Source organism: Nonomuraea sp. NPDC049709, from assembly GCF_040674815.1.
Classification (GTDB): domain Bacteria; phylum Actinomycetota; class Actinomycetes; order Streptosporangiales; family Streptosporangiaceae; genus Nonomuraea.
Genome location: NZ_JBFANM010000115.1, coordinates 14,132 through 29,875 on the forward strand (window position 1 = coordinate 14,132; position 15,744 = coordinate 29,875).

Here is a 15,744-nt window from a genome sequence, read left to right on the forward strand (position 1 = left end):
GCCTTGTTAGCACGTCGTGGCCCCGGGTAGCCGCGCTGGTAGCGAGGCACCGAAGCGGAGGCACCGAAGCGCGGGCGGCTGATCGCGGTCAAGGGGGAGTCATGACGGGGATCAAGCAAGTCAGCGAGAAGAAGCTGATGCTCTGCTCAGGCCGCGCGTATCCGGATCTCGCTCACGAGGTGGCCCGCGAACTCCGTATCGAGGTGACGCCGATCGACCTGCGGGAGTTCGCCAACGGCGAGATCTACGTCAGGTTCGAGGAGTCCGTACGCGGCTCCGACGCGTTCGTGATCCAGAGCCACTCCGCCCCGATCAACACGTGGATCATGGAACAGCTCATCATGGTCGACGCGCTCAAGCGCGCCTCCGCCCGGCGGATCACGGTGGTGGTGCCGTTCCTCGGGTACGCCCGCCAGGACAAGAAGCACCGCGGCCGCGAGCCGATCTCGGCCCGGCTGATGGCCGACCTGTTCGCCGCAGCCGGGGCCGACCGGCTCATGGCCGTCGACCTGCACACGGCGCAGATCCAGGGCTTCTTCGACGGCCCCGTCGATCACCTGCACGCGCTTCCCCTGCTCGCCGACTACGTCACCCGGCACGTGGACACGCGACAGCTGACCGTGGTGGCGCCGGACGCCGGGCGGGTCCGCGTGGCCGAGAAATGGACGGATCGGCTCGGCTGCCCCCTGGCGATCATCCACAAGCGGCGGGACACCGAGCGGCCGAACGAGGTCAGCGTGCACGAGGTGGTGGGCGAGGTGGCCGGGCGCGCCTGTGTGATCATCGACGACATGATCGACACCGGCGGCACCGTGGTACGGGCCGCCGAGGCCCTCGCCGACCGGGGCGCCACCCAGGTCCTCGCGGCCGCCACGCACGGGGTGTTCTCCGGCGACGCGGTCGAGCGGCTCGAGAAGGCCAACCTGGCCCGGCTCGTCATCACCAACACGCTGCCCACCCTGACGCGCTTCCCCTCCGGCCGGCTGGTCGTGTTGTCCATCGCCCCGCTGCTGGCGCGGGCCATCAGCGAGGTGTTCCTGGAGGGTTCGGTGACCAGCCTCTTCGAGGGGGAGAGCTGACCGGCGATGCGCACGCTGGCGGAGATCATCAGGCAGATGGGGATGACCGATCCCCGGCTGCTGGCCGCCGTCGCCGCCACGCCGCGCGAGATCTTCGTACCGCCGCGCTCGGCCGGCCGGGCCCAGCTCGACGAGCCGATCCCGATCGGCCACGGGCAGCCGACCTCGCAACCGTCGCTGGTCGCCCAGATGATCGACGCGTTGCGGCTGACCGGTACGGAGACCGTCCTGGAGATCGGCACCGGCTACGGGTACCAGACCGCCCTGCTGGCCCACCTGGCCCACCGCGTCCATTCCGTGGAACGCCACCCCGATCTGGCCGCACACGCCCGGACCAACCTGGCCGCGGCGGGCGTGACCAACGTCGAGGTCCAGGTCGCCGACGGCACCGCCGGCCTGCCCGCCCATGCCCCGTTCGACGCCGTCGTCGTCTCGGCCGCCGCTCCCACGGTGCCGGGGCCGCTGGCCGGGCAACTGGCCGAGGGTGGCCGCCTGGTCATGCCGATCAGTGGCGACATCGCCGACATCGTCACCCTGTACACCAAGCGACAGGGCCGGCTGGTACGCGTGCGACCGCTGACCCCTGCCCAGTTCGTCCCGCTCGTCGGCAAGTACGCGGGCACCGCCGATCTCTGACGGCCGGCGCCCGATGAGCCGTGGCGGCCGTTCCGGCATGTGGAACCCCCGTCACCGCCGGGCGAGTTCCTCGGAGCTCCCGGGCGGCCGGTGCGGAGCGGCGCCGGCGGGCTGGGGCCGAGGGGACAACGCGCAGACCGCGAGGGCCGCCGTCGCGTAGCCGGCGCCGAGCAGGCAGGCGGCGGGCCACCCGGCGGTCGCGTACGTCCACGCCGTGGTCACCGCGCCGAGGGCCGAGCCGAGGGAGTAGAAGGCCATGTACGCGCCGATCACGCTGCTCGCCTGCCGGGGCCGGGCCGTGGTGATGAGGTGCTGGTTGCTGACGTGGACGGCCTGCACCGCGAGATCCAGCAGGATCACGCCCGCGCCCAGCAGCCACAGGGACTGCCCGGTGCCGGCGGTGAACGCCCACGACCCGATCAGGACCACCAGTGCCCAGCCCGTGACCGGCCCGGCGTGTCCGCGGTCGGCCCACCGTCCCGCGCGGGCGGCACCGAGAGCGCCGGCGAGCCCGGCGAGAGCGAACAGGCCGATCTGCGCCGGCGTCAGGTGCCACGGCTCGGCGCTCAGCGGGAGCGCCAGACCGCTCCAGAGCGTCCCGAACGAGGCGAACACGAAGAACGCGATGGCCGCTCGGCTGCGGAACATCCGGTCCGCGGCGACGAGCCGCCCCATGGAGGCGATCACCTGCCGGTAGCCGCCGCGTGCGCCCTCATGCGACTCGTCCGCGGGCAGCGAGATCAGGACGAGTCCGGCCAGGATCACCGAGGCGGCGGCCAGTGCGGCGTACACGCTGCGCCAGCCTGCCACCTCGGCCAGGAAGCCCGCGACCACGCGGGCGCCGAGGATGCCGACGACCACGCCGGAGGTCACGGCGCCGATGTTCCTGCCGCGCTCGTGCGGTGACGACACGGCGGCCGTGTAGGCGACGGTCGTCTGCACCACGACCGCGAACATCCCCGCGACACCGAGCCCCACCAGCGCGAGCGGCGCCGTCGTCGAGGCCGCGACGACGGCGCTTCCCGCCGCGGTGAGCGCCAGATGGCCGGCGATGAGCCGCCGCCGGTCGAGCACGTCTCCCAGCGGAACGAGCGTGACCAGCCCGGCCAGATAGCCGGCCTGACCGACGGCGACGAGCCATCCCAGACCGCCGGCCGTGAGCCCCAGGTCCGACCCCGCCGCGTCCAGGACGGGCTGCACGGCGTAGACGTTCGCCACGGCCACCGCGCACACCACGGCCAGCAGCAACCTGCGCCCTCCCCCGAGGATCGTCGACACGCTGTCCTCCAATCAGTAGCAAATTGCAACTAATCGGAGGCTAGGGCAGAATGGTTTCGAAAAGCAACCGAATGGGGGTGTGCATGACAGCCGAGCGCTGGACCGACCCGAGCTGCCCGGTGGCCAGGACCGTCGACCTGGTCGGCGACCGCTGGAGCCTGCTCATCGTCCGGGACGCGATGGACGGAGCATCCACCTTCACCGACTTCCACCAGCGGCTCGGGATCGCCCGCAACATCCTCACCGACCGGCTGCGCCGCCTCACCGAGCACGGCATCCTCGCCCGGGACACCGCCCCATCCGGCAAGCGGCAGACCTACGCGCTGACCGACGCGGGCCGCGACCTGTTCACCGTGGTGCTGGCCCTGCGCCAGTGGGGCGAGCGCAACGCCTTCGCCGCTGGGGAGGAGCACTCGGTGCTCGTCGACCAGCGAGGGGAGGCCGTCCCCGAGCTGCGCGCCATCGGCACCACCGGCGCGCCGCTCACCTCCGGCACAACTCGCGTCCAGAAGGTGAACTGACCTCTGCCTTGGGCGGGTTCGTGGAGCTCGGCGGACGTTCGATCGTTGGCAGTGAGACGGTGCCGGTAAGACCGGCCCGCACGGTCCGCCTCCACCCAGGCAAGGGCCGATCTCCTGGGACCGGTCCTTTGCGTGCGCCGCTCTGCTAGAGCTCGCAGCCCACCTCGTTTTCGGCGTCGCAGGTGTCTGTGTTGGGGCCGCCGTCGGCGTCGTCGTTGCCTCCCTCGCCGACGAGTGTGTCGTCACCGTCGCTACCGAAGACGATGTCTCTGGCCGGCCCGCCCGTGAACGTGTCCGCGCCCGCCCCCATCTCCGCTCTCGATCGCAGGGAGGTCTGGTTGCGCAGCACGTCGTGGCCGTTGCGCATGACGGCCGTGATCCGGGTGACTCCCGCGCTTGCGCAGTCCACCTGGTTGGCGGTCACCGCCACGCACTGCGCGCCCGGATTCACCGTGTCACCGGTGTTGGTGACGAGCAGCGAGCCGTCGACGTCGACGGACACCGTGACGTCATCCGACAAGTTGCCCGCGTTGATCTGCAGCGCGGCGCCGGCGACCGCCACGTTGGTGGCGGCGTGGGCCGGCCCGGTGACGGCCAGCAGCGTGCCGCACAGTGCGGCTCCCGCTGTCAGCGCGCGGATGCCGTGCCCGCGCACCCTTGAGTGTCTGTCGTTCCCGCGTGTACTCATCTGTCCCCTTGCCGGGTTGATGGTCGGGCTCCGTCATCGGTGCCCGACATCCCCAGTACAGCGCCGCAACGGCCGCCCCTCCGTGCCGGAGCGCACCCGGGCTCCGCGCCCTTCGGCGTAGACAAGGACGCCAAAGTGGCGCGTAGAGGTCCTCGCCCTCGACGTCGGCGAGCTCGACCTGCGCAATCGCCGCGCGAAGGTGCGCGCAAGAGCGGCGCGGCCGACGTCGTCGTCCGGCGCACCGATTCACCGTACGACGCTGCAGACACGAAACTTCCCTCATGACCACAGACTTCATCGTGCGCCCGGCCCGGCCCGCCGATGCGCGTGTCCTGGCCGCGCCGCGCTGGAGGTTCAAGCTGGAGGACCACGAAGGACGGCCACCGACGCCGGCTCGACCCCTGGAAGAGGCCGAGCAATGGATCCACGACCGGCTCAGCCATGGCCACTGGCTGGCCTGGGTCGCGGAGGCCGGAGGCGACATCTGCGGCCACGTCTTCCTCTGCCTGGTGGAGAGGATGCCGGACCCGTACGGCGGAAACGCCCCGATCGGCTACGTGACGAACTTCTACATGACGCTGTCGCAACGGAACAAGGGAGCCGGTTCGGCGCTGCTTGAAGCGCTGAAGCAGCACTGCCGCAGCAGCGGCTTCGACACTCTCGTCGTCTGGCCCTCCGAGCGCAGCAGTCCCCTCTGGCGGCGCTACGGCTTCCAGCCTCCCGACGCACTGCTGGAACTCCCACTTGACGCGTGACGAGATCCACTTCCGACAGCCGCCCCCGCAGCGGGCGTGAGGCCGGCGAGCTTGGCGAGGAAACGATCGGGGCCTCCCGACTCCCCGGCGCAGACGGGACGGAAGCGAACAGACCTCCCTCCTGCCGCACTGTCTACGCCGAAGGGCGCGGAGCCCGGGTGCGCTCCGGCACGGAGGGGCGGCCGTTGCGGCGCTGTACTGGGGATGTCGGGCACCGATGACGGAGCCCGACCATCAACCCGGCAAGGGGACAGATGAGTACACGCGGGAACGACAGACACTCAAGAGCCACCATGGTGCGCGGGCACGGCGTCCGCGCGCTGACAGCGGGAGCCGCACTGTGCGGCACGCTGCTGGCCGTCACCGGGCCGGCCCACGCCGCCACCAACGTGGCGGTCGCCGGCGCCGCGCTGCAGATCAACGCGGGCAACATGGGGGACGCCGTCACGGTGTCCGTCGACGTCGACGGTTCACTGCTCGTCACCAACACCGGTGACACGGTGGTGGCGGGCGCGCAGTGCGTGGCGGTGACCGCCAACCAGGTGGACTGCGCAAGCGCGGGGGTCACCAGGATCAGGGCGGCCATGAACAGCGGCGATGACGTGCTGCGCAACCAGACCTCCCTGCGGTCGAGGGCGGACATGGGGGCGGGCACGGACTGGTTCGAGGGCGGGTCGGCCGTCGACATCGTCGACGGTAACGACGGTAACGACACCCTTCTCGGCGGGGACGGCAACGACAGGCTCCTCGGCAACAGCGAGGACGACTTCCTCGTCGGCGAAGGGGGGAACGACGACGCCGACGGCGGCTCCGACATCGACCTGTGCGACGCCGAAAACGAGATCAACTGCGAGCTGTAGCGGAGGGATCGGCTCCGGGTCCGGGTCCGGTCTTGCGCCGGTGGCTGGCGGACAACCCGACGTCCTGATCAGAGTCGGCGCCGAGGTGGAGCGGGTCTTGCCCATCGAGTCGCAGCGGTGCTGTTTCATGGGCGAGTGCTCATGAAACAGGCCCAGGCGGCCGCGTGACCGCCAAGGACTCGGTGAGTGCCTTGGCGAGCGTCACGGGATGGGTCAGCGGGGCGGCGTGGCCGGCGCCGGGGATCTCGCGTACCTGTCCGTCGGGGACGTGGTCGGCCGCGTGCCGCGCGCCGGTGCGGTAGAAGGGCATTGTGTCGCCTTCGGCGGCCAGCTCGCTCATCCGGGGACGGCGTCGCCGATGGCCGCTCGCTCCTGCTCGTTCATCAGGCTCCACATCGGAGGGTCCAAGAGGGCCACCGCGTCCACCGCGTCGGATCGCGCTGCCGCGCCGAGTGCCAGGTTGGCGCCGGCGGACCAGCCCACCAGCCCGGTGGGTTCCAGCTGCCCTTCCTCCCCCCGGACAGGGGCTTGCCCCGGACCAGCCGGACCGGTCCGACCTGGGCCCCGCCCCCACGTGGACCGCGACTGGGAGCGAGGCCAGGTCCGCCATGCCGGCGGGTCGCTGGAGGTACGTCGTGGCAGAGGGCAGGAAACGCCGTCTGGCTAGAGGCTTTGCGGGTCGGGCACCTTCAGGCCGAAGGCCGACAGGCCCTGCTCGTGGTGCTCGATCAGGCCGAGACGGCGATAGAACGAGTGGTTGGAGGGGCCGGTCGGGGTGGATTCGTGGTCGGTGGTGAGAACGAAGTAGCGGCAGTGCGCATACCGGTCCTTGAGTTGCTCCAGCAGCCGGCGGCCGATGCCCTTGCCGTGGTGGTGGGCGTTGACCAGCAACTCCTGTACGTAGCAGACGATCTCGTCGTCGGACACCGTTCGCGCCAGGCCGAGCAGCTTGCCCGTTTCGTCCCTGGCGGTGATGACCAGGTGCGAGTTGGCCAGGCTCCGGCACACACGCGCGACGTCACGCGTCCACGGGTGCCAGCCGACCGAGTCGTACAGCTCGAACACCTCGGCCTCGTCGAACGACGTCTCCTGAGCGATGATCACCAATTATGGGTCTCCCTGCCGCTTTCAGCGTGAACCGACGCGTTCGAGCCTACTCATGCGAGTGACAGCACTCCGAGGGCGGCGGTTCGGCACGCCCTCCGAGTGCTGGGGCACTGGCTATTCGTCAGGGCAGAAGACCGCTTCGGCGGCCTTGACGAGGAGCGGCTGGAGGGAGTCGTCGGTGTTGGGGACGGCCAGCGTGACGGACAGGGCGAACTGCATGCGGCCGTCCGTGGTGGCGAATGTGGCGGCGTTGAAACCGGGCGCGCTGCCCTTGACCGGGGACACCCGGATCGTGCCTCCGCACATGCCGCCCTGACCGCCTTCGGACGGCTCCGGGGAGGGCGGGGCCTGGTTCTTCGGCGGCCCCTGCAGCACCTTCCGCAGCTCCTCCGGCAGCAACTGGTTCTTGCTGAACGCGGCGTGGAAGGCGCTGATGTCGTGGGCGGTGGAGATGACGCCGCCGGCGGCGTACCCGTAGCTCATGTTGAGCCGGTCGATGTCACGCAGCTTGCCGTTGTCGTCGGGGAAATAGCCGTGCCCGTGCGGACCCTTGATGCCGCCGGGAAACGTGGTGGGCAGGTAGGAGTCGTCCATGCCGACGGGGTCGAAGATGCGCCGCTCGAACTCGGCGGCCACGCTGTGCTTCGTCGTCCTCTCGATGATCAGGCCCAGGAGCATGTAGTTGGTGTTGGAGTAGGAGAACGTCTCACCCGGCTCCTGCTGCCTGGGCAGGGCGCGGGACCTCTTCACCAGCTCCATCGGCGGGTAGTACGTGGTGAAGTCGAAGGTGGGGACGACGTCCGGGTGGAACCAGTTGGGGATGCCGGAGGTGTGCTGGACCAGCTGCTGCAACGTGATCTCGTCGGCCCGCTCGACCAGGTCCTTCTCGGCCACTTCCGGCAGCAGGTCACTGAGCTTGTCGTCGAGCCTGAGCCTGCCCTCCTTGACCAGTTGCAGGATCACGACGCCGGTCATCAGCTTGGTCTGGGAACCGAGGCGGTAACGAGAGCCGCTCGGGATCCTGCCGCCCTTGCCGCCGATCAGCCGGGAACCGGCCGTGCCCTTCCCGGCGAGCTCGCCGTCGATGTAGGCCTCGCCGATCGCGCCCACGATCTGGGGGTTCCCGGCCAGTTCCGTCAACGCGGCCTGCACGTTCCCCACCTTGGGCCGGTCACTGGTCGCGGCGGAGGGCGTCAGCATGCTCAGGCTCAGCATCGCGCCGCTCAGCCCGGCCAGGCCGGTCGCGGTCACACGGTTCACTCTGAAGATCCTTTCCTCGGGTACGGTCCTCCGAGGACATGTCTAGACGTGGGCGGGTTTCCGCACCGTTTCCACCGCGCGTGAGGGAAACAGCCAGGAAACGGTCGCCGGTCTAGACGTGGGCGCATGAATCACCGAACCTCACTGGCGGCGCTGCTGGCCCTGGCGGTACTACTGAGCCACCATCCGGCCGCCGCGAACGCGTCCGCGACCAGGCCCGAGCCCACCGTCGGCTGGAAGCCCTGCCCGGAGTACTCCGACGAGGTCATCCGGGCCCTGGGGATGTCCGCGGAGCAGGTGCCGGCCTTTCGCGCGCAGATGAAGCGGCTGCGGTGCGGGACGGTCAGCGTCCCGCTGGACCACGCCGACCCCGGCGGCCGGCAGATCAGCGTCGCGGTCACCCGGCTGGCCGCCTCGGACCGGGCGCGCAGGCTCGGCGCCGTCACCGTCCTGCCCGGCGGGCCGGGCAACAGCGGCTACCTGGATCCCGTCCGCATGATGCTCAGGAACGAGCAGATGGCCCGGCTCAACGAGCGGTACGACCTCATCGGCCTCGACCCTCGAGGCGTCAACAACAGCACCAAGGTCGCCTGCGAGCGTAATCCCGGCGGAATGCCGGGACCCGGCCCGCTGACCGAGGAGACGGCCAGGACGATCTACGCCGCCCAGGTGGCCGCCAACCAGGCCTGCGGCAACTCCGACCCCGCCTTCCTCGGCCGGCTCACCACCGAGAACGTGGCCAGGGACCTGGACCTGATCAGGACCGCGATGGGCGAGCGCGAGCTGAGCCTGCTCGGCCTGTCCTGGGGCAGCCGGCTCGGCATGGTGTACCGGGGCATGTTCCCCGGGCGCACCGCACGCGTCTTCCTCGACAGCGTCCCGCCGCCGTGGACCCGCCTCGACGAGCACGTCAAGGGCAGCGCGCGGGCGGCCGAACGCAACTTCGGGCGGATGGCGGCCTGGCTGGCCCGCAACGACGCGATCTACGGCCTGGGCGCCACCGCGCGGCAGGTGCACGACGCGGTGGTGAAGCTGGGCCGCGACTACGACAACCGGCCCAGGACCTTCACCGACCTGCAGCGGCCGATCGACGGCTCGGCGATCGCCGACCTGGCCCGCCGCAACTCCACCGAGTGGGCGCGCGCGGGCAAGGCGCTGACCGAGCTGCGGGACGCGACCGGCCCCACCGCGCCACCGGCCGTCAAGGAACTCTTCGCTTCGATGGGGGCGCCCGTGCCTGGCATGCCCGAAACGCTCAACATCACCATGAACCGGGCGGTCAAGTGCAACGAGGACAGCAGCCGGGTCGGCTTCACCGCGGCGTGGAAGGCGTACCAGCAGCGCGTTGAGCGCCTGCCGGCCACGGGGCGGGCGTGGGGCCTGGCCGTCGAGTGCGCCGGCTGGCCGCTGCCGGTGCAGGAGGGCCCGGTGAAGCGGGGCAGGGGCTCTCTGGTGCTGTCCGGGCACCTGCACGAGTTCATGTCCGTCTACGACTGGACGTTGCAGACGCGGCGGGCCATCGGCGGCACCGTCTACACGGTCGCCGACGACGTGCACGTCTCGGCCACCCGGGTGCCGGACTGTGCCGCCGACGTGGTCACGTACTTCGACACCGGCCGCATCGACCGGGGCTGCCCCGGCATGAGCTGACCAGCGTCGGCCCGGTGGATGCTCATTCCACCGGGTTCCGGGATGACAGCCCGGGCCGGGGTGCGGGGGTGGTCGCGGTGGCTGTGCGGTGCGGGCGGGGGGAACCAAGGAGTGCCCACACAGCCAGCGTGGCCGCCACGCAGACGCCGGTCGTACACCACAGCGTCAGGTGCCACGCCTCGGTGAGCAAGGTCGCCTCCAGAGCCCGGCCGGGCTCGGCGAGCTTGCCGGCGACGATCCGCGCGGCGCGTGCAGGCTCGCCGACCCGGTCGTGCAGGGCAGTGGCGAGTGCGGCGCCGAACAGGGTGGTGGCCAGGGCGCCGCCGCCGGCCCGCACGGTGTTGAGCAGGCCGGTGGCCATGCCGATGCGGTCCTGTCCGACCTGGTTCACGGCCTGGGCGTCGGTGGTGCCGATCACCAGGCCCATGCCGGTGCCGATGGTCGCCAGCGGGGCCAGGAGCCCGGTGGCGGTGATGCCGGGATGGAGCGTGGTGAGCCAGGCGTTGCCCGCGGCGATCAGCGACAGGCTGACGGCGACCAGGGCGCGGGGCCGGACGCCATGGTTGATCAGGAAGCCGCCCACCTGGGGGAGGAGCAGCACGGGCGTGGTGAGCATCAGCATGATGAGCCCGGCCTCCTGGACGGACGCGCCTCCCGCCGCTTGGAGGTAGGTGGGCAGGTAGGCGGTCACCCCGGCGGGTCCGGCGGCGAGGAGCAGCCCGGCCAGCGTCCACGCCAGGAAACGGCGGTCGCGCAGCAGGCCGAGGTCCAGCACCGCGTGCTGGGTCCCGCGTTCGACCAGCACGAACGTCACGAACATGGCCAGACCCGCGGCCACCGGGAGCAGGACGATCGTGCTCGCCCAGCCCGCGTCGGAGGCCTGGTTGACGCCGAACAGGGTGAGGGCGAGCGCGGCGATGAGGGTCAGTGCGCCGGGAACGTCGACGCGCGGTCTTCCACCCGCCCGCGATTCGGCCATGCCGGCCGCGCCGGCGAGCATGAGCAGCCCCGCGGCGGCGAAGAGGGCGAAGGTGGCGCGCCAGCCGAACGCGCCGACCATCCAGCCGGACAACGTCGGGCCGGCCGCCAGGCCCACGCCCGCCGTCGTGCCCATCGCCGCGTAGACCCGGGTGCGGGCGCGGCCGGTGAAGGTGGCGCCGAGCACGGCACCGCCCCCGGCCATCACCCCGGCCGCGCCGATGCCCGACAGCGTTCTGGCCGCGTTCAGCAACAGGATGCCGTCGGCCAGCGCACTGGCCAGCGCTCCGGCGGCGTAGACGGCGGCGCCCGCCGCGAAGACGCGGCGGCGGCCGAACAGGTCGCCCAGCGATCCGGCGACCAGCATCATCGCGGCGGCTGCCAGGAAGTAGCCCACCACCACCCACTGCAGGGCGGCGCCGGAGGCGTGCAGGTCGGCGCCGATCCGCGGCAGCGCGACGGTGGTGCCGGACATCAGCATCGGCAGCGCCAGGAAGCCCAGCAGCACGGCTGCCAGCGTCCCGGCCCGCCGCCCGGTCACGGCCGCCCTCCGCCGACGCGGATCACCGCGCCCGGGAACGCCTCGGGGACGGGCGGTCCGGTACGGCCCGCCGGCCGGTGCCCCATGCTCATGCCGCCACCGGCGCGCGGAGCGCCTTCAACGCTGTGGACCAGGCGATGACCTCGTCGAGCAGTTCGATCAGGGTGGGCTCCTGGTGGGGGCCCGGGGCGATCACGCCGGGCTCGGCCGGGTCGGTGATCTCGAAATCGGTGAACGCCGACAGCGCGACCTGGGTACGCACGTTGGCCACCTGGAGCTCGGTCATGACCTGGCGCAGATGCTCCACGGCCCGCACGCCGCCGTGCACGCCGTGGCTGACGAAGCCGGCCGCCTTGTTGTTCCATTCGGCGTGCAGGAAGTCGATGGCGTTCTTCAACGCCGCGGGGGCGGAGTGGTTGTACTCCGGAGTGACGAACACGAAGCCGTCGAAGGAGGCGATGGCTTCGGCCCAGGCCTTGGTGTGGGGGTGACGGTACTCGCCGAACAGGGCGGGCGTCGGCTCGTCCAGGACCGGCAGTCCGTACGCGGCCGGATCGACGACCTCGAACGTCGCCCGCCCGGCCGCGCCGGCCTCGTGACGGGCGGCGACCTCGGCGACCCAGCGGGCCGCCACGGCGGTCCTGCGGCGAGGGCGGGTGCTGCCGATGACGATGGCAATCCTGATCATGCGTGCTCTCCTCATGGTGCTTCCGGGACATCGGTAAAGTACAACGTGTATGGCAAAAAGTAAAACGTTGACTGTAATTGCGTCGCTGTCGCTGTCGCTGTCGGTGCCGGTCGGGAAGGACGCCTGCCCGGTACGGGCGGCGTGCGCATCGGTACGGGTGGAGTACGGACAGCGCCGTGCCAGCGCCGATCCCTAACGTTCTCACCAAGCCGCCGAAGACCTCGTCAGCCCGCGGCCGGCAGCCGCGGACGTGCGGCAACGCGTGACTTTCCTACCCCCACCTGGCGAGCGCGCTACGCCAGCTCGGCGCGGAGGAGCGCGCCTCCGAACTGCTCACCGAGGTGCTCGCGGCGTACCGGAAGGGGGCGAACCTGCGCGGCGAGCTGTCCACCCTGGACGAGCTGAGCCTGCTGCACCTCCAGCGCGGATACGCCGCCACCGCGCTGGAGGTGGCGAGGCGAGCGCACGACATGGCGATCGCGGTCCGCGACCGGAAGGCCACGGCGCAGACCGCGGCCACCACGGCACAGGCATACCTCGCGCTCGGCGACGCGACGGCCGCCGCCCACTGGTTCGAGGACTGCGTGACGATCGCGCACAACGCCTACCCGTTCGTGGAGGCACGGGCCCTGGCCGGCCTGGCCACCGCCCGGCTCGCCGCCGGTGACCCGGCCTCGGCGGGCTACACCGCCGAGCAGGCCGTGGCGATCGCCGGATCGTGCGGTTTCCGCCTGCTCGAAAGGCAGGCACTGGCCGCGCTGCACGCGTCGAGACGATGAACCGGACCAATCGGGGAGCGGCGGCCCTGCGGACCCGGAGCCGGTGACCCGATTCCTGCTGCTACGGTGCATTTCGGCGATCAGTGCTGGAGATCGGTCGCCAGGGGCCCGGCCCCGGCCGGCTCGCCCTCAGTGGTTCTGCGACGAGACGGACCGTGCCGGCGGATGCTGTCATCGCGTTCGTGCCGGGCCGGCCCACCCTCGAAGCCGCTCGGGACTCCGAGCACGAAGGAGACCATCGGATGAGCAGCGAGATGACCATGAGGGTCTGGCGGGGCAGAGCCGCTGCCGGCGGCGCGCCGGAGCCGGTGCGGGACCTGGTCGAGTTCTCCGACGGATCCGGATCAGCGCGGTTGGTCGCCTACCCGGAGCGCGAGCTCCCGCCGGGCGGCGTGCCCGCGTACCTCGCCGCCCGCGGCAGCGGTGCCCGCTCATTCGTGCTGTGGGCCGACGAGCACCGCCGGGAGCGGGTGGCGACCGTGGTGACCGCCTCGGCCGCCGGCGGCGTCGCGACGTTTCAGGTCCTCGGGGCACACGGCGAACTCATCGGCACCTTCGTGCGCGAGAAGGCACTCCGGGGCAGGGGACTGCGCACTCGCTGGACCGTGCAGCAGGCAGGTGGCCGTGAGGCGGTGGGCTACAAGGGCCGCATCGTCTGGTGGTGCGTGTGGTGGTCGCTGTGTCCGGTGCAGGCGCTGTTCATGCTGTCGGCTCTGCTGGGGAACGGTGGCGACGTCGCGCGCGGGCCCAGGCGCATCATCTGGCGGGCGGACGGGCGGACACCGCTGGAGTTCCGGTCGGGCGGCGACCGGCTGCTCCTGCACGCGCCGGAGACCGACTGGAGGCTGGCGGCCGCGCTGACGGTCCTGCTGCGTGCCTTCGACAGCTGGTTGGGCGACCCGTGGGACGCCCGCAAGAAGTGAGCGGTCACCCCGACGGCGCCGGTGCGGGCGCGTACGGAAGCCGGCCCGGGTTCAGAGCCACGCCCGGAGCTCCTGATCACAGGGGTGCCGGGGCGTGCAGCCGGGTGGCGTCGTGGCTGGGCGGGACGCCGTACTGGCGGCGGTACTCGCGGCTGAACTGGGAGGCGCTGTCGTAGCCGACGCGGTGGGCGACCCCCGTGATGTCACCGGGGTGGGTGGCGAGCAGGAGCCGGGCCTGCTGGAGGCGGATCTGCTTCTGGAACTGGATGGGGCTCAGCGCGGTGACCGTCTGGAAGTGGCGGTAGAAGGCCGAAGGGCTCATGCCGGACAGCCGGGCCAGGTCCTCGACGCGGAAGGGCTCGGCGTAGTGGTCCTGGATCCAGCGGACGGCCCGGGCGATGTGGCTGAGGCTGCTGTCGGCCAGGCCCAGCTGGCGTACGGTGCCGCCCTGCTCCCCGGTGAGCAGCCGCCAGAGGATCTCGCGTTTGACCAGCGGCGCCAGCACCGCCTGGTCGCGGGGCCGGTCCAGCAGGCGCACCAGGCGGATCAGGGCGTCGAGCAGGTCGGCCGTCATGCCGGCGACGGTGATGCCCGGCAGCGCCACCGCCCGGGGGCGGGGGAGGTCGCCGGAGCCGGCGCGCAGGAGAAGGTCGGCGATGGCGGACGGCTCCAGCACGAGCGCCAGCCCCAGCGCCGGACGCTCCGGGCCGACCTCGACGAAGTGGCCGGTGACGGGCAGGTCGACGGAGGCCACCAGGTAGCTGCCGGGGCGGTATTCGTGGATCCGCTCGCCCACCGCGAGCCGTTTGGCGCCCTGGGCGAGGACCGCCAGCACCGTGCCGGACATCGCGGGCGACGGCGGGCCCGTCCGTTCGGCCTTCGCGATGTACAGGCCGTCGATGACGGTGGTCTCCTCGGGCCGGACGTGGCGGGCCAGCAACGCGCGAAGCTCCTCGAATCCCATGCCCGGATTCCACCACAACCATCCGGGATCCACACACCGGATGGAGAGGATTGTGCAAGAGCCGGGGAGCTTCGTTCTACCGTCACACCAGCTCCAAGCGGTGAAATGGAGTCACCCGGTCGGGGGCGAAGGATCCCTGACTGAGGGAATCATGCATCGCCGTCCTCGAAGGAGCACTGTCGTGAACGTCCGTTACGGGTTCAACGCCACCCTGACCGCCAAGCCCGGCATGGGGGAGCGGCTGGCCGGCCTGCTGCTGACCGGTCTGGACGCGGGCAGCCCGGCCGCCGACGAGCACTGCCTGGTCTACCTCGTCTGCCGGTCGGCCTCCGACCCCGACGTCGTCCACGTCACCGAGGGCTGGACCAGCGAGGAGGACCACCACCGGATCTTCGCCGGCCAGGCCGCCCAGGCCCTCGTCGCCAAGGTCCAGGACCTGGTCGCCGCGCAGTCCCCGTACACCGACTACGTGCCGGTCGGCGGCAAGGCCGCCTTCTGATCCCCGCGAACACCTGCCGAAAGGAATCACCATGTCGTCCCCCGCGCGCCCCGCTCTCGACCCCGAGCTGAACGCCCTGCTCGCCGGCATGCCGCTGGTCCGGCAGATCACCCCGCAGATCCTGGCGCAGTTGCGCCAGATGCCCCCGTCGCCGGTCGAACCCCTGTTGGAGGGCCGGGAGGTGCACCGGCGTGAGGTCACCGTCCCCGGCCTCGACGGCGCGCCGATCCCGATGACGGTCCTCACCCCGGCCGGCGCCGGTTCCGGAGCGCCGTGCGTCTACTGGATGCACGGCGGCGGCATGATCATGGGCGACCGGTTCTCGCAGATCGACATCCCCCTCGAATGGCTCGACGCGCTCGGTGCCGTCGTGGTCACCGTCGGCTACCGGCTCGCCCCCGAGGCCGGCGGCACCACCCCCGTCGAGGACTGCTACCAGGGCCCGTTGTCTCTACCACAGCGGGTAGTGAGCCGGGATACTGGGCCCTGGCGCGAAGCCGTAACTTCTCAGGGAGATGAATCATGCCTATTGCGACTC

Annotated in this window: 19 protein-coding genes; 11 read left to right on the forward strand and 8 right to left on the reverse strand. The window is 71.4% G+C overall.

The window, feature by feature from the left end:
* Window positions 1–101 precede the first annotated feature (101 nt).
* Window positions 102–1,079, forward strand: coding sequence for a ribose-phosphate diphosphokinase (locus tag AB0J69_RS56275; protein WP_364136537.1), 978 nt, complete (start codon window positions 102–104; stop codon window positions 1,077–1,079).
* Between the two features lie 6 nt (window positions 1,080–1,085).
* The gene (locus tag AB0J69_RS56280) at window positions 1,086–1,715 is read left to right on the forward strand and encodes a protein-L-isoaspartate(D-aspartate) O-methyltransferase (RefSeq protein WP_364136539.1); all 630 of its coding nucleotides are present in this window, start codon (window positions 1,086–1,088) and stop codon (window positions 1,713–1,715) included.
* A 51-nt stretch (window positions 1,716–1,766) separates the two neighbouring features.
* On the opposite strand, the gene AB0J69_RS56285 is transcribed toward AB0J69_RS56280, so the two are convergent.
* Window positions 1,767–2,993: an MFS transporter gene (locus tag AB0J69_RS56285; RefSeq protein WP_364136541.1), complete on the reverse strand. Its 1,227-nt coding sequence runs from the start codon at window positions 2,991–2,993 to the stop codon at window positions 1,767–1,769.
* Window positions 2,994–3,076: 83 nt separating this feature from the next.
* Between AB0J69_RS56285 and AB0J69_RS56290 the strand changes: the two genes are divergently transcribed.
* Window positions 3,077–3,514 carry a helix-turn-helix domain-containing protein gene (locus tag AB0J69_RS56290; protein ID WP_364136543.1) on the forward strand — a complete coding sequence of 146 codons (438 nt, stop codon included), beginning with the start codon at window positions 3,077–3,079 and terminating at the stop codon, window positions 3,512–3,514.
* Between the two features lie 145 nt (window positions 3,515–3,659).
* Here the strand turns inward: AB0J69_RS56290 and AB0J69_RS56295 are convergent, their stop codons facing one another.
* Entirely contained in the window at window positions 3,660–4,202 is a 543-nt protein-coding gene (locus AB0J69_RS56295) for a hypothetical protein (RefSeq protein ID WP_364136545.1), read from the reverse strand.
* A 281-nt stretch (window positions 4,203–4,483) separates the two neighbouring features.
* Between AB0J69_RS56295 and AB0J69_RS56300 the strand changes: the two genes are divergently transcribed.
* Both AB0J69_RS56300 and AB0J69_RS56305 read left to right on the forward strand, forming a co-directional pair.
* The gene (locus AB0J69_RS56300) at window positions 4,484–4,957 is read left to right on the forward strand and encodes a GNAT family N-acetyltransferase (RefSeq protein WP_364136547.1); all 474 of its coding nucleotides are present in this window, start codon (window positions 4,484–4,486) and stop codon (window positions 4,955–4,957) included.
* Between the two features lie 293 nt (window positions 4,958–5,250).
* Complete coding sequence (locus tag AB0J69_RS56305; protein WP_364136549.1) at window positions 5,251–5,817, forward strand: hypothetical protein; 567 nt, start codon at window positions 5,251–5,253, stop codon at window positions 5,815–5,817.
* A 139-nt stretch (window positions 5,818–5,956) separates the two neighbouring features.
* Here the strand turns inward: AB0J69_RS56305 and AB0J69_RS56310 are convergent, their stop codons facing one another.
* The 3 genes from AB0J69_RS56310 to AB0J69_RS56320 form a co-directional block, all read right to left on the reverse strand.
* Window positions 5,957–6,157: a hypothetical protein gene (locus tag AB0J69_RS56310; RefSeq protein ID WP_364136551.1), complete on the reverse strand. Its 201-nt coding sequence runs from the start codon at window positions 6,155–6,157 to the stop codon at window positions 5,957–5,959.
* A gap of 323 nt (window positions 6,158–6,480) precedes the next feature.
* Window positions 6,481–6,921, reverse strand: a complete 441-nt coding sequence (locus AB0J69_RS56315; RefSeq protein WP_364136553.1) for a GNAT family N-acetyltransferase — start codon at window positions 6,919–6,921, stop codon at window positions 6,481–6,483.
* 117 nt (window positions 6,922–7,038) lie between these two features.
* Window positions 7,039–8,184 carry a serine hydrolase domain-containing protein gene (locus tag AB0J69_RS56320; RefSeq protein ID WP_364136555.1) on the reverse strand — a complete coding sequence of 382 codons (1,146 nt, stop codon included), beginning with the start codon at window positions 8,182–8,184 and terminating at the stop codon, window positions 7,039–7,041.
* Window positions 8,185–8,310: 126 nt separating this feature from the next.
* Here AB0J69_RS56320 and AB0J69_RS56325 point away from each other — a divergent pair, with 126 nt between their 5' ends.
* Complete coding sequence (locus AB0J69_RS56325) at window positions 8,311–9,834, forward strand: alpha/beta fold hydrolase (RefSeq protein WP_364136557.1); 1,524 nt, start codon at window positions 8,311–8,313, stop codon at window positions 9,832–9,834.
* A gap of 22 nt (window positions 9,835–9,856) precedes the next feature.
* Here the strand turns inward: AB0J69_RS56325 and AB0J69_RS56330 are convergent, their stop codons facing one another.
* The gene (locus AB0J69_RS56330; RefSeq protein WP_364136559.1) at window positions 9,857–11,353 is read right to left on the reverse strand and encodes an MFS transporter; all 1,497 of its coding nucleotides are present in this window, start codon (window positions 11,351–11,353) and stop codon (window positions 9,857–9,859) included.
* Between the two features lie 88 nt (window positions 11,354–11,441).
* The gene (locus tag AB0J69_RS56335) at window positions 11,442–12,041 is read right to left on the reverse strand and encodes an NAD(P)H-dependent oxidoreductase (protein ID WP_364136561.1); all 600 of its coding nucleotides are present in this window, start codon (window positions 12,039–12,041) and stop codon (window positions 11,442–11,444) included.
* 67 nt (window positions 12,042–12,108) lie between these two features.
* Here AB0J69_RS56335 and AB0J69_RS56340 point away from each other — a divergent pair, with 67 nt between their 5' ends.
* The 3 genes from AB0J69_RS56340 (at window position 12,109) to AB0J69_RS56350 (ending at window position 13,743) form a co-directional block, all read left to right on the forward strand.
* On the forward strand, window positions 12,109–12,237 hold the full coding sequence (locus tag AB0J69_RS56340) for a hypothetical protein (protein WP_364136563.1): 129 nt from the start codon (window positions 12,109–12,111) through the stop codon (window positions 12,235–12,237).
* Window positions 12,238–12,382: 145 nt separating this feature from the next.
* A complete protein-coding gene (locus tag AB0J69_RS56345) occupies window positions 12,383–12,820 on the forward strand; it encodes a hypothetical protein (RefSeq protein ID WP_364136565.1) in 438 nt (145 codons plus the stop codon).
* 242 nt (window positions 12,821–13,062) lie between these two features.
* Window positions 13,063–13,743, forward strand: a complete 681-nt coding sequence (locus AB0J69_RS56350) for a hypothetical protein (RefSeq protein ID WP_364136567.1) — start codon at window positions 13,063–13,065, stop codon at window positions 13,741–13,743.
* A 76-nt stretch (window positions 13,744–13,819) separates the two neighbouring features.
* Here AB0J69_RS56350 and AB0J69_RS56355 read toward each other — a convergent pair whose 3' ends face one another.
* Window positions 13,820–14,707 (reverse strand): AraC family transcriptional regulator, encoded by an 888-nt coding sequence (locus tag AB0J69_RS56355; protein WP_364136569.1) that lies wholly within the window; start codon window positions 14,705–14,707, stop codon window positions 13,820–13,822.
* Between the two features lie 181 nt (window positions 14,708–14,888).
* On the opposite strand from AB0J69_RS56355, the gene AB0J69_RS56360 reads away from it, so the two are divergent.
* Together AB0J69_RS56360 and AB0J69_RS56365 are read left to right on the forward strand one after the other, a co-directional pair.
* The gene (locus AB0J69_RS56360) at window positions 14,889–15,206 is read left to right on the forward strand and encodes an antibiotic biosynthesis monooxygenase (RefSeq protein ID WP_364136571.1); all 318 of its coding nucleotides are present in this window, start codon (window positions 14,889–14,891) and stop codon (window positions 15,204–15,206) included.
* Window positions 15,207–15,237: 31 nt separating this feature from the next.
* Window positions 15,238–15,744, forward strand: a 507-nt coding sequence (locus AB0J69_RS56365; RefSeq protein WP_364136573.1) for an alpha/beta hydrolase, incomplete at its 3' end; no start/stop codon positions are given.